Origin of the sequence: Klebsiella sp. K-Nf6 (assembly GCF_002806655.1) — a bacterium.
Classification (GTDB): domain Bacteria; phylum Pseudomonadota; class Gammaproteobacteria; order Enterobacterales; family Enterobacteriaceae; genus Klebsiella; species Klebsiella variicola.
Genome location: NZ_PIBN01000002.1, coordinates 218,841 through 231,720, shown reverse-complemented (window position 1 = coordinate 231,720; position 12,880 = coordinate 218,841). Strand labels below are relative to the sequence as shown.

11 protein-coding genes are annotated in these 12,880 nt (G+C 58.6%); 5 read left to right on the top strand and 6 right to left on the bottom strand.

Going from position 1 to position 12,880, the window contains the following annotated elements; translation table 11 throughout:
* Positions 1-15 precede the first annotated feature (15 nt).
* From paaK to paaY, 3 genes are all read left to right on the top strand, one after another.
* Positions 16-1,332, top strand: a complete 1,317-nt coding sequence (gene paaK / locus CWM61_RS05400) for a phenylacetate--CoA ligase PaaK (protein WP_100630857.1) — start codon at positions 16-18, stop codon at positions 1,330-1,332.
* Between the two features lie 99 nt (positions 1,333-1,431).
* On the top strand, positions 1,432-2,358 hold the full coding sequence (gene paaX / locus CWM61_RS05395; RefSeq protein WP_165451785.1) for a phenylacetic acid degradation operon negative regulatory protein PaaX: 927 nt from the start codon (positions 1,432-1,434) through the stop codon (positions 2,356-2,358).
* A 9-nt stretch (positions 2,359-2,367) separates the two neighbouring features.
* Entirely contained in the window at positions 2,368-2,964 is a 597-nt protein-coding gene (paaY, locus tag CWM61_RS05390; protein ID WP_008805114.1) for a phenylacetic acid degradation protein PaaY, read from the top strand.
* 32 nt (positions 2,965-2,996) lie between these two features.
* On the opposite strand, the gene nadS is transcribed toward paaY, so the two are convergent.
* From nadS to azoR, 3 genes are all read right to left on the bottom strand, one after another.
* Positions 2,997-3,281 carry a NadS family protein gene (gene nadS / locus CWM61_RS05385; RefSeq protein ID WP_100630856.1) on the bottom strand — a complete coding sequence of 95 codons (285 nt, stop codon included), beginning with the start codon at positions 3,279-3,281 and terminating at the stop codon, positions 2,997-2,999.
* Position 3,282: 1 nt separating this feature from the next.
* Positions 3,283-3,615 carry a type II toxin-antitoxin system RelE/ParE family toxin gene (locus CWM61_RS05380; protein WP_100630855.1) on the bottom strand — a complete coding sequence of 111 codons (333 nt, stop codon included), beginning with the start codon at positions 3,613-3,615 and terminating at the stop codon, positions 3,283-3,285.
* A gap of 243 nt (positions 3,616-3,858) precedes the next feature.
* Entirely contained in the window at positions 3,859-4,464 is a 606-nt protein-coding gene (azoR, locus tag CWM61_RS05375) for an FMN-dependent NADH-azoreductase (protein WP_100630854.1), read from the bottom strand.
* Positions 4,465-4,724: 260 nt separating this feature from the next.
* Between azoR and hrpA the strand changes: the two genes are divergently transcribed.
* Complete coding sequence (gene hrpA, locus CWM61_RS05370; RefSeq protein WP_233446059.1) at positions 4,725-8,570, top strand: ATP-dependent RNA helicase HrpA; 3,846 nt, start codon at positions 4,725-4,727, stop codon at positions 8,568-8,570.
* Between the two features lie 242 nt (positions 8,571-8,812).
* Positions 8,813-9,613 carry a hypothetical protein gene (locus tag CWM61_RS05365; protein ID WP_227521373.1) on the top strand — a complete coding sequence of 267 codons (801 nt, stop codon included), beginning with the start codon at positions 8,813-8,815 and terminating at the stop codon, positions 9,611-9,613.
* Positions 9,614-9,642: 29 nt separating this feature from the next.
* Here CWM61_RS05365 and CWM61_RS05360 read toward each other — a convergent pair whose 3' ends face one another.
* The 3 genes from CWM61_RS05360 to CWM61_RS05350 all read right to left on the bottom strand — a co-directional run bounded on the left by CWM61_RS05360 (position 9,643) and on the right by CWM61_RS05350 (position 12,858).
* On the bottom strand, positions 9,643-10,302 hold the full coding sequence (locus CWM61_RS05360) for an O-methyltransferase (protein ID WP_100630852.1): 660 nt from the start codon (positions 10,300-10,302) through the stop codon (positions 9,643-9,645).
* A gap of 103 nt (positions 10,303-10,405) precedes the next feature.
* On the bottom strand, positions 10,406-11,776 hold the full coding sequence (locus CWM61_RS05355; RefSeq protein ID WP_100630851.1) for an efflux transporter outer membrane subunit: 1,371 nt from the start codon (positions 11,774-11,776) through the stop codon (positions 10,406-10,408).
* The gene (locus tag CWM61_RS05350; RefSeq protein WP_074386003.1) at positions 11,773-12,858 is read right to left on the bottom strand and encodes an HlyD family secretion protein; all 1,086 of its coding nucleotides are present in this window, start codon (positions 12,856-12,858) and stop codon (positions 11,773-11,775) included. Before CWM61_RS05350 ends, CWM61_RS05355 begins: the two co-directional genes overlap by 4 nt.
* Positions 12,859-12,880 lie beyond the last annotated feature (22 nt).

Genomic DNA, 12,880 nt, shown 5'->3' with positions numbered 1-12,880 from the left:
TGCGAGTACCCTACAATGATAACTACTACAAAATTAGATCCGATTGAAACCGCATCGCGTGACGAACTGCAGGCCCTGCAAACCCAGCGCCTGAAATGGACGCTGAAGCATGCGTATGACAATGTGCCGATGTATCGCCGCAAATTCGACGCCGCCGGCGTGCACCCTGACGACTTCCGGGAATTAAACGACCTGAAAAAATTCCCCTGTACCACCAAACAGGATCTGCGCGACAACTATCCCTTCGATACCTTCGCGGTGCCGATGGAGCAGGTGGTGCGCATTCACGCCTCTTCCGGCACCACCGGCAAACCGACGGTGGTGGGTTATACGCAAAACGATATTGATAACTGGGCCAATATTGTCGCCCGTTCGCTGCGCGCGGCCGGTGGTTCAGCAAAAGATAAAATTCACGTCGCCTACGGCTACGGCCTGTTTACCGGCGGCCTTGGTGCGCACTACGGCGCGGAGCGTTTAGGCGCGACGGTGATCCCGATGTCTGGCGGACAGACCGAAAAACAGGCGCAACTGATCCGCGACTTCCAGCCGGATATGATCATGGTGACGCCGTCCTACTGTCTGAATCTGATTGAAGAGTTGGAGCGCCAGATGGGCGGCGATGCGCGCGGTTGTTCATTGCGGGTCGGCGTGTTTGGCGCCGAGCCGTGGACGCTGGCGATGCGCGCGGAGATCGAGCGCCGTCTGGGGATCACCGCGCTGGATATTTACGGTTTGTCAGAGGTGATGGGGCCAGGGGTGGCAATGGAGTGCCTGGAAACCGTTGACGGCCCGACCATCTGGGAAGACCACTTCTTCCCGGAAATCGTCAACCCGGACGACGGTACGCCGCTGGAAGATGGCGAGCATGGCGAACTGCTGTTTACCACGTTGACCAAAGAAGCGCTGCCGGTGATCCGCTATCGTACCCGCGATCTGACGCGCCTGCTGCCGGGCACCGCGCGGACCATGCGCCGCATGGATCGCATCAGTGGACGCAGCGACGATATGCTGATTATCCGCGGGGTTAACGTCTTCCCCTCGCAGCTGGAAGAGGAGATCCTCAAGTTTGAACACCTGGCGCCGCACTATCAGTTAGAGGTCAATCGCCGCGGTCATCTTGATTCGCTGGCGGTACGCGTTGAGCTGAAAGAGAGCGGGCTGGCGTTAAGTCATGAACAACGCTGCCAGATTTGCCATCAGCTGCGCCATCGCATTAAGTCGATGGTCGGGATCTCTACCGATATTACTATCGTCAACTGCGGCAGCATTCCTCGCTCGGAAGGGAAAGCCTGTCGGGTATTCGACCTGCGTAAAGTGGTGGTCAGCGGTTAATTCTCTCCCCGGTAACCCGGCTGAGGCCTTTACGCCGTAAGCCGGGATTTTCCTGTGCTATGATTCATAAAGGAAAAATATAACAACAGAATGAATCAGATGAGTAAACTCGACGTCTTTATTCAACAAGCGGTGACGGCGACGCCGATCAGCGGCACGTCATTAATTGCCTCGCTGTATGGCGATGCCCTGTTACAACGCGGTGGGGAAGTGTGGCTGGGTAGCGTCGCGGCGCTGCTGGAAGGATTAGGATTTGGCGAGCGCTTTGTCCGCACTGCGCTGTTTCGCCTCAATAAAGAAGAGTGGCTCGATGTCGTGCGTATCGGCCGGCGTAGCTTCTATCGCCTGAGCGATAAAGGCCTGCGCCTGACCCGGCGCGCGGAACATAAAATTTATCGCGCGAACGCGCCGGAATGGGACGGCACCTGGCTGCTGCTGCTCTCGGAAGGCCTGGAGAAAAATGTGCTGGCCGACGTCAAAAAGCAACTGCTGTGGCAGGGGTTTGGCGCACTGGCGCCGAGCCTGTTGGCCTCGCCGTCGCAAAAGCTGGCCGATGTCCAGTCGCTGCTCCATGAAGCGGGCGTCGCCGAAAACGTCATCTGTTTTGAAGCCCATTCGCCGCTGGCGCTCTCCCGTGCGGCGCTGCGCAGCCGCGTGGAGGAGTGCTGGCATCTCACCGAACAAAACGAGATGTATGAATCGTTCATCTCGCTATTCCGACCGTTACTGCCGCTGCTGCGCGACTGCGACCCGGCCGAGCTGACGCCGGCGCGCTGTTTCCAGATCCAGCTGCTGCTGATCCATTTTTATCGCCGGGTGGTGCTCAAAGATCCGCTGCTGCCGGAAGAGCTGCTGCCGGCGCACTGGGCGGGGCAAACCGCCCGCCAGCTGTGTATCAATATTTATCAACGCGTGAATCCCGGCGCGCTGGCGTTCGTCAGCGAGAAAGGGGAAAGCTCGGTGGGCGAGCTTCCCGCGCCGGGCCCGCTCTATTATCAGCGCTTTGGCGGTTTGCCGGGCGCATAAGGAGGTTGCATGCCGATTTATCAGATTGATGGACTGACGCCAGTGGTGCCGGAGGAGAGCTACGTCCACCCAACCGCCGTGCTGATTGGCGACGTGATCCTCGGTAAAGGGGTGTATGTTGGGCCCAACGCCAGCCTGCGCGGCGATTTTGGCCGCATTGTGGTCAAAGACGGCGCCAATATTCAGGACAACTGCGTCATGCACGGTTTCCCCGGCCAGGATACGGTGGTGGAAGAGGATGGCCACATCGGTCACGGCGCTATTCTGCACGGCTGCGTGATTGGCCGCAACGCGCTGGTGGGGATGAGCGCGGTGATTATCGACGGGGCGGTCATTGGCGAAAACAGCATTGTCGGCGCTTCGGCCTTTGTCAAAGCCAACGCCGAGATGCCCGCGAATCATTTAATTATCGGCAGTCCGGCGAAAGCGATTCGTACGCTGAGCGAACAGGAGCTGGCGTGGAAAAAACAGGGTACCCGTGAATACCAGGTGCTGGTGGAGCGCTGTAAGCAGACGCTGCATCAGGTTGAACCGTTGCGGGAAGTGGAAGCAGGACGTAAGCGACTGGAGTTTGATGAAAACCTGCGGCCAAAAACGCAGCGCTAACTTCCCAGGGCAACCCGGAGAGGTTGAGTGGATTAGTGCTTAGCCAGTTCGCGAAAGAACGCTGGGTTGGCCTGGATAACCGCCAGTACTTTTGCTGCCAGGCCTGTCGGGTTGCGCCGCCTGGACTCCCAGCTTTTGATGGTATCCACGCTGGTACCCAGCGCTTTTGCCATTTCCGCCTGCGAAACATTAAGCTGCGCGCGGATGGCTTTCACATCAGCCACTTCATAGCGCGTCGCCCGGGCTGGGGCCTTGTTGCCGTCTTTGATCTCAACAGCCTCTTCCAGAGACGCTTTAAGCTCGTCAAAGTAACCCATTTCAAGCCTCATTTTTTAGTCGCCGGGTCAGTTTCCTGAGTTCGTGTTTTTCCGCTGCGCTCAGGCTCTCTTTGGTGTGCTTCGGGTAGGCTAAGACGAGATAGATAATCTCGCGGGTTGCCAGAAAATAAATCACCCGCACGCCGCCGCTTTTTCCCTGTGAGCCTGTCGCCATTCTTATTTTCCGTAACCCGCCGGTATCCTGGATAAGATCGCCAAAATCCGGGTTGCCTATGAGTTGCCTCTGCAGTGCCCTCAGATCTTCATCGCTAGCCAGCTGTTTTATTTGGCGGGTAAATAGCGACGTTTCGATAAACTCAATGGCATGACACACGAAAACGCGCCTTGCTAAGGTACCATGTACACCATTGAGTGTACATAGTACGCACTCCTGTTTTTGACCATGACAACGGTTGCCGTCAGCCACCGGCAGTGAGCCAGATTCGTGCGGCGACAGCCATGGTACAGGCTGGATGCTTAAGGCGTTGGAATGATGCGTGAATTTACGAGGCGGCTCGTAAAAGGGGAAACGGGCGAGGGGAAAAAACACTCCCACCGGGCGGTGGGAGTGGAAATCTTAGGCTGCAACCACGCTGTCGATGGCCGCTTTCGCGTCGGACTGCGCTTTGGCCGCCACTTCCGGGCCGTAAGCGATACCTTCGGCGAACACGAAGTTCACGTCGGTGATGCCGATGAAGCCGAGGAAAGTGGACAGGTACGGGGTGACCAGGTCGGTCGGGGTATCTTTATGGATACCGCCGCGGCTGGTGACGACGATCGCACGTTTACCGGTCACCAGACCTTCCGGCCCTTTCTCGGTGTAGCGGAAGGTGACGCCGGCGCGAGCGACCAGGTCAAAATAGTTTTTCAGCTGCGTCGGGATGTTGAAGTTGTACATCGGGGCAGCGATAACAATCACATCGTTCGCTTTCAGTTCGGCGATCAGCTTGTCGGAAAGGGACAGCGCTTCCTGCTGACGCGGAGTCAGCGGCGCGTCGCTCGGACGCAGGGCACCAACCAGTTCACCATCCAGAACCGGGATCGGATTAGCGGCCAGGTCACGCACGGTGATCTCGTCGCCCGGGTGTTTTTCCTGCCATTGTTCAACAAAATAGTCGGAAAGCTGACCAGATTGTGAGTACCCTGCCAGAATACTGGATTTCAGAACTAATACTTTGCTCATGGGTGTTTCCTTTTTTAATGTGATTGACGGGTCAATGCCCTGGTGCTTGTTGACACTGTATTCACAATCGCGCCACAGAGATAGCGCAATATATCGAATCCTATGTTCAGATTTTTTGAACAAGGCGCGAATGACACAGATGTGGTACTCTAAGGCAATACTTCAAAAGAGATTTTCCCGGCAGAGCTCTGCCCGATAACGCTATGACAGAACAACAAAAAATCACCTTCCCCCAGCTTTATCAACAGCTCGACGGCCTGATGCTGCGCGATAAAACGCGCTTTGCCCGCCGTCTGCACGGTGTGAAGAAGGTTAAAAATCCTGAATCGCAACAGGCCATTCTGCAGGAGATGGCGCAGGAGATAAGCCAGGCAGCCGGTAAAGTCCTGCTGCGCGAAGCGGCGCGTCCGGCCATCACCTATCCGGAAAACCTGCCGGTTAGCCAGAAAAAACAAGAGATTCTCGAGGCGGTGCGCGACCACCAGGTGGTGATTGTCGCCGGGGAGACCGGTTCGGGCAAAACCACCCAGTTGCCCAAAATCTGCATGGAGTTGGGGCGCGGGCTGAAAGGACTCATCGGTCATACCCAGCCGCGTCGTCTGGCCGCGCGAACCGTCGCCAACCGTATCGCCGAGGAGCTGCAAACGGAGCCGGGCGGTTGCATCGGCTATAAAGTCCGCTTTAGCGATCACGTCAGCGACAACACCATGGTCAAGCTGATGACCGACGGTATTCTGCTGGCGGAGATCCAGCAGGATCGCCTGCTGATGCAGTACGACACCATCATTATCGATGAAGCGCACGAGCGCAGTCTGAACATTGATTTTCTGCTCGGCTATCTGAAAGAGCTCCTGCCGCGCCGCCCGGACCTGAAAATCATCATTACCTCGGCGACCATCGACCCGGAACGTTTCTCAAAGCATTTCAATCATGCGCCCATTATCGAAGTCTCCGGGCGGACTTACCCGGTGGAAGTTCGCTACCGGCCGATAGTGGAAGAGGCGGACGACACCGAGCGCGATCAGTTACAGGCGATTTTTGATGCGGTCGACGAGCTGGGGCGCGAAGGGCCCGGTGATATTCTGATCTTTATGAGCGGTGAGCGGGAGATTCGCGATACCGCCGATGCGCTGAATAAACTGGATCTGCGCCATACCGAAGTGCTGCCGTTGTACGCTCGTTTGTCCAACAGCGAGCAGAACCGCGTCTTCCAGCCGCACAGCGGACGACGCATCGTGCTGGCGACCAACGTGGCGGAAACCTCGCTGACCGTGCCGGGCATTAAATACGTTATCGATCCCGGTACTGCGCGTATCAGCCGTTACAGCTATCGCACCAAGGTGCAGCGCCTGCCTATCGAGCCGGTTTCCCAGGCGTCCGCCAACCAGCGTAAGGGCCGCTGCGGCCGCGTTTCGGAAGGGATCTGTATTCGTCTTTATTCGGAAGACGATTTCCTGTCGCGCCCGGCGTTTACCGACCCGGAAATTCTGCGTACCAACCTGGCGTCGGTCATCCTGCAGATGACCGCCCTTGGACTGGGGGATATCGCCGCCTTCCCGTTTGTCGAAGCGCCGGATAAGCGCAATATCCAGGACGGCGTGCGCCTGCTGGAAGAGCTGGGCGCCATCACCACCGATGAGCAGGCCACCGCCTATAAGCTAACGCCGATGGGCCGCCAGCTCAGCCAGCTGCCGGTGGATCCGCGTCTGGCGCGCATGGTGCTGGAGGCGCAGAAGCACGGCTGCGTGCGGGAAGCGATGATCATCACCTCCGCGCTGTCGATTCAGGACCCGCGCGAGCGGCCGATGGATAAGCAGCAAGCGTCGGATGAAAAACACCGCCGCTTCCATGATAAAGAGTCCGATTTCCTCGCCTTCGTCAATCTGTGGAACTACCTTGGCGAGCAGCAGAAGGCGCTGTCGTCGAATCAGTTCCGCCGCCAGTGCCGGGTCGATTTTCTTAACTATCTGCGCGTGCGCGAGTGGCAGGACATCTACACCCAGCTGCGCCAGGTGGTAAAAGAGCTCGGCCTGCCGATCAACAGCGAGCCGGCGGAATATCGCGAGATCCATACCGCGTTGCTGACCGGTTTGCTGTCGCACATCGGCATGAAGGATGCCGATAAGCAGGAGTTTACCGGCGCGCGCAACGCCCGCTTCTCCATCTTCCCGGGTTCCGGCTTGTTTAAAAAGCCGCCGAAGTGGACGATGGTGGCCGAGCTGGTAGAAACCAGCCGACTGTGGGGGCGCATCGCCGCCCGCATTGAGCCGGAGTGGGTGGAGCCGGTAGCGCAGCACCTGATCAAGCGCTCGTACAGCGAACCGCACTGGGAGCGGGCGCAGGGCGCGGTGATGGCGACGGAGAAGGTCACCGTCTACGGCCTGCCGATCGTTGGCGCGCGCAAGGTCAACTACAGCCAGATCGACCCGACGCTGTGCCGCGAACTGTTTATCCGCCACGCGCTGGTGGAGGGCGACTGGCAGACGCGGCATGCCTTCTTCCGGGAAAACCTGAAGCTGCGGGCGGAAATCGAAGAGCTGGAGCATAAATCGCGCCGCCGCGACATTCTGGTGGATGACGAAACCCTGTTCGAGTTCTACGACCAGCGCATTAGCCACGACGTCATCTCCGCCCGTCATTTTGATGCCTGGTGGAAGCAGGCCAGCCGCGAAACGCCAGACTTGCTCAATTTTGAAAAGAGCATGCTGATTAAAGAAGGGGCGGAGCAGGTCAGCAAGCTGGACTACCCGAACTTCTGGCATCAGGGGAATCTCAAGCTGCGGCTTAGCTACCAGTTTGAACCGGGCGCCGATGCCGATGGCGTGACGGTGCATATTCCGCTGCCTCTGCTGAACCAGGTGGAGGAGGCCGGATTTGAGTGGCAGATCCCAGGCCTGCGTCGCGAGCTGATTATCGCGCTGATAAAATCGCTGCCGAAGCCGGTGCGGCGCAATTTCGTCCCGGCCCCTAACTATGCGGAAGCGTTTCTCGGCCGGGCGACGCCGCTTGAGCTGCCGCTGCTTGATTCGCTGGAGCGTGAGCTGCGTAAGATGACCGGCGTGACCATCGACCGCGAGGCCTGGCAGTGGGATCAGGTGCCCGATCACCTCAAAATCACCTTCCGGGTGGTAGATGACAAAAACAAGAAGCTGCAGGAAGGGCGCTCGCTGCAGGCGTTGAAAGACGCGCTGAAGGGCAAAGTTCAGGAGACGCTGTCGGCGGTGGCCGATGACGGCATCGAGCAGAGCGGGCTGCATATCTGGAGCTTTGGTACGCTGGCGGAAAGTTACGAACAGAAACGCGGCAACTATAAGGTGAAAGCCTGGCCGGCGCTGGTGGACGAGCGCGACAGCGTGGCTATCAAGCTGTTTGATAATCCACAGGAACAGCAGCAGGCCATGTGGCGCGGTCTGCGTCGCCTGCTGCTGCTCAACATCCCGTCGCCAATTAAGTATCTGCACGAAAAACTGCCGAACAAAGCCAAGCTTGGGCTCTATTTTAACCCGTACGGTAAAGTGCTGGATCTGATTGACGATTGCATCTCCTGCGGCGTTGATAAGCTTATCGACGAGGCGGGTGGTCCGGTGTGGACGGAAGAGGGCTTCAGTCAATTGCACGATAAAGTGCGAGCCGAGCTCAACGACACGGTGGTGGAGATCGCTAAACAGGTCGAGCAGATCCTCACCGCGGTGTTCAATATCAACAAACGGCTGAAAGGCCGCGTGGATATGACCATGGCGCTGGGGCTGTCGGATATCAAAGCGCAGATGGCGGGTCTGGTGTATCGCGGTTTTGTCACCGGCAACGGTTTCCGCCGTCTTGGCGATACGCTGCGCTATCTGCAGGCGATTGAAAAGCGTCTGGAGAAGATGGCTATCGATCCGCACCGCGATCGCGCACAAATGCTGAAAATTGAGAGCGTGCAGCAGGCATGGCAGCAGTGGCTGAATAAGCTGCCGCCGAACCGCCGTGAGGACGACGATGTTCGGGAGATCCGCTGGATGATCGAGGAACTGCGGGTGAGCTTCTTCGCCCAGCAGCTGGGCACCCCGTATCCTATCTCGGACAAACGCGTCCTGCAGGCGATGGAGCAGATCACGCCGTAATCCCCTCCTTCCCCCCGCCCGGTGGCGCTGTGCTTGCCGGGCGGGGGCATATCCTGAGGCTGATACTCATCAGTACGCCGCACCCGATAATCTTCCCGCCCCTGATGTGACTCATTCCGGTTATCCCGGACGTAAAATTAACGGATTCTGAAAATCAACCCGGTGGCTTGGGGAACCTGCTTTATTGGCGTATTTTTATCCTCGCTTTGCCGGATAAACAGGACACGGAGTCTATTTTTACCATGATGGCTATGTACAGACTATTTATGCTGGTGTCGGCCATTCTTGTTATTACGGCGTGTAAACCCTTCGTTGACGCTTTCTCCTGTGATGAAACACAGCGGGCGATCAACGATGCCAATTTTTTTATTTTGACCTATCTTACGCCGCTGACTGGCGAGGTGCAGAGCGTGCAAATCGTCGGTAGCCAAAATAACGAGTCTGGCACCCTTCGTTTTGCCCAGTGCCGTCGGCTGGAACGTTACGAGCGAGCAAAAACCTTTAATACCGCGAATGACTCCACGATAGTCAGAGATAATGTTCACTGGCGAAATGATAAAGGATGGATGCGGGAATATATCCGACAGACCCGGAGCGCGACGGGAAATATCAGCAAGATGATTATACGCACTCAGTTTTATACCGATAATCTCGGGCGCATTGTACGTTCAGAGAATCTACTCGTGTCGCAGCAACCGCCCAAAGCCATGAGCACGACCACCTATCACTATGACGACCGCCACCGGCTGGTGCGTAAAACGGTCAATGGCGGCATGATGGCCATGCTTGCTGTCAATTATCGCTACGCGGAAGGGCATTTAAGCCGCATTGCCGACTCGGATGCGACCACGACGCTGCGTTGGGATGAAAAAGGGCGGTGGTTATCCGAGGTAAGAACCACCACGTATAGTACAAAACACCAGTCGCGCTGTTTAGGCTGGGACCCCGAGGGGAACTGTACCGGGGAATATGGCGAGCATGAAGGATACGGCGGAAAAAGCGAAGCGTCTCTGCACTATCAGTATACGTACTATCCCCAATGATCGTCAGCGGAAGAATGCCGCTGATGTCCTCACCCATTCACCAGCGCCAGCGTAAACCCATCCCATCCCTTGATGCCCACCGTCTGCAACGCGGTGGCGGTGAGCCGCGGGTTATCCCCGATCATTTCGATAAACCGACGCACGCCCTGCACGCGCGCATCATCGCTTTGTCCGTTAATCACTTCGCCATCGCGCACCACGTTATCGCCCACGATCAGCGTCCCGGGGCGCGAATAGTGCAGCGCCCACTCCAGATAGCGAGGATTATTAGGTTTATCGGCATCAATAAAGATCAGGTCGAACGGCTGCACCTCCGCGAAATTTTCCAGCGTATTCAGCGCCGGTCCTTCAATGAGTTCAATGCGCTCGTTTAGCCCCGCAAGGCGGATATTCTGGCGCGCCACCCCGGCATGGCCAGGATCGGCCTCGAGGGTCATCAGCTTTCCGTCGGCGGGCAGCGCGCGCGCCATCCAGATAGCGCTATAGGCGCCGAGCGTGCCAATTTCCAGGATCCGCCGCGCCTGCGTTATGCGCACCAACAGCGCCAGAAGTTGCCCCTGATTGGCCGCAACATCATGTTCAGGTAGCCCGGCGCGTTTGTTGTTTTCCAGTACCTGACTCAGTACGTCATCTTCAGGAATAAGCGAAGAAATCATGAAATTATCGACGGCAGACCACTGTTGTTGCATAGATTGACTCCCTGGTGGTAGTTGCCGGGTAGCGCGACGCTATCCCGGTCTGAATATGGGTTTCTGCGCTCTCCACGGTTGTGGACCGGCGCGCACAGGGTATTCACGCGTTCACCCAGCCGCCTCCGAGCGCCCGGTACAGATCGATCTGCGCCAGCAGCAGGTTGTTCTTCACCTGCACCACGCTCAACTGGGTGGAGAACAGCGTTCGCTGGGCATCAAGCACATCCAGGTACGAAGAGTAGCCGTTACGGTAGCGGTTCTGCGCAATGCGCAATGTTTCCACCGCCACCGCCACCTGTCCCTGCAGTTCGGTCAGCTGTTCATCGTAGCGGCTAATGGCGTCAAGGCTGTCATTCACCTCTTTAAACGCGCCGCGCACCGTTTTCTCATAGCTGTAGAGCGCCTGGTTGCGCTGGGCCATGGAGACATCCACCTGGGCATTTAGCGCCTGGCGGTTAAGCAGCGGCGCCAGAATACTGCCGCCGACGCTCCACAGCCGCAGCGGGTTGTCCAGCAGGTCCGGCAGTGTACGATCCTGCAGGCTGCCGGTGGCGGTGAGGTTGATGACGGGGAGCAGCTGCGCCTGCGACGAGGCCAGCGTGGCATCGGCGGCCACCAGCTGACGCTGAGCCTGTACGATATCCGGGCGGCGGTTGAGTAAGGTGGACGGCAGTTGCGACGGCAGACGCAGCGGAGTGAGCTGGGCGAACTCGCCGCGTTTTACCGCGCCGGGGTTATCACCCAGCAGCACGCTGAGCGCATTTTCCTGCTGCGCAATCTGATGCTGCAGCGGCGGGATCTGCGCCCGCGTTGAGCGCAGCTCCGAATCTGCCTGCATCAGCTCAAGGCGTGAAGTATACCCGGTTTCAAACTGACGCTTCGCCAGGCGCCACGCGTCTTCCCGTGATTTCAGCGTCTGCTGGGTAACCCGCAGCTGCTCATCCAGCGACAACAGCGTCACGTAGCCGACGGCCACCGAGCTGGCGACGCTCAAATTGGCCGCGGCTGCAGCGGCTTTTTGCGCCTCGAGGCTGGCCCCGGCGGCGCTGGCCGCGCTGCGGTTCGCTCCCCAGATATCGACGTCATAGCTGGCGGTCAGGCCGCCTTTGTACAGCGTGCTGTGGATCGGCAGGCCGGTGGCGGCGGACTGGGCGCGGGCGCGGGTGCCGGTCAGGCTGGCGTCCAGCGAGGGGAAAAGGCTGCTGTCGGCGGCATAGGCCCGCGCCTGATACTCATTCACCCGTTCCCGGGCGATCAGCACATCGCTGTTATAGCGCAGCGCCCGGTCGACATACTGATTGAGCGTGCTGTCATGGAAATTACGCCACCAGACGCCTTCCACCGGGCTGGCAGGGCCAACGTCGGCCCGCCAGGCGGCAGGGATGGTGAGCGTCGGTTGCGCCTGCTGCACGTCGGCGGACTGACAGCCGACCAGCGCCAGGGCGAGGGCAAGGGTGACCGGGCGGATCATGGCTGTTTCTCCGCGCGGGTATCAATGGTCACCTGCACCGACATACCGGGACGCAGGTGTTCGCTGTACTTCTGCCCGTCGTTGACCGTAATGCGCACCGGGATCCGCTGGGCGATCTTGACGAAGTTGCCGGTGGCGTTGTCCGGTGAGATGGCGCTGAATTCCACCCCGGTCGCCGGGGAGATGCTCTGCACCTTGCCGTGGAAACGCTCGCCGTTGAGCGCGTCGACGGTGAAGGTCACCGGCTGACCGAGACGCACATCGGCCAGCTGGGTCTCTTTCAGGTTGGCGATCACCCAGTGCTGGGGCGGGACCAGCGAAGTCAGATGGGTTCCGGCGCTGACGTAGGCGCCAAGACGCACCGAAATCTGACCCAGCTGGCCGCCGGTGGGGGCGATGATCTGCGTATTCTGCAGGTCAATCTGCGCCAGCTCGAGGGCGGCTTTGGCGCTGGCGACGTCGGCTTCCAGCGAATCGCGATTGACGATGGTCGATTCACGGTCCTGGCGCGACATCTCCAGCGCCGCTTTCGCCTGTTCAATATCCGCAGCCCCTTGCGCCGCGCTGGCGCGCGCCGAATCACGCTCGCGGATCGACAGCGAACCATCGGCAGTCAGCTCCTGCACCCGTTTTAAATCAGCCTGGATTTTCAGATTCTGCGCGCGGGCGTTTTGCAGCGCGGCTTCATTTTTGGCGATCGTCGCCTCGGCGCTTTTGCGCTGCTGCAGGTTGTTGCGCAGCGCGGCCTCCTTCATCGCCAGCGTAGCCTGAGCCTGATGCACCCGCTGCTTATAGATGCGATCGTCTATCTGGAACAGCACCTCGCCCGGCTCGACAATCGCGAAATCTTTGACGTTGACGGCAGTGATGTAGCCGTTGACCTGCGGGCTGATAAAGGTGGTCTGCCCGCGCACATAGGCGTTGTCGGTAAACTGGCTATGCCGGGTGAACGGCGGCAGTTGCCAGGCGTAGAGGATCACCAGTACGCCGACGATACCTATCGCCGCGGCGGAAAAAATGGAGACCACGCGAATGTTGTTCCGGGTGTTGGCCTGTTGTTTGGCCGCATCCTGCTGACTCATAACGACTCCAGAGATGAAATGA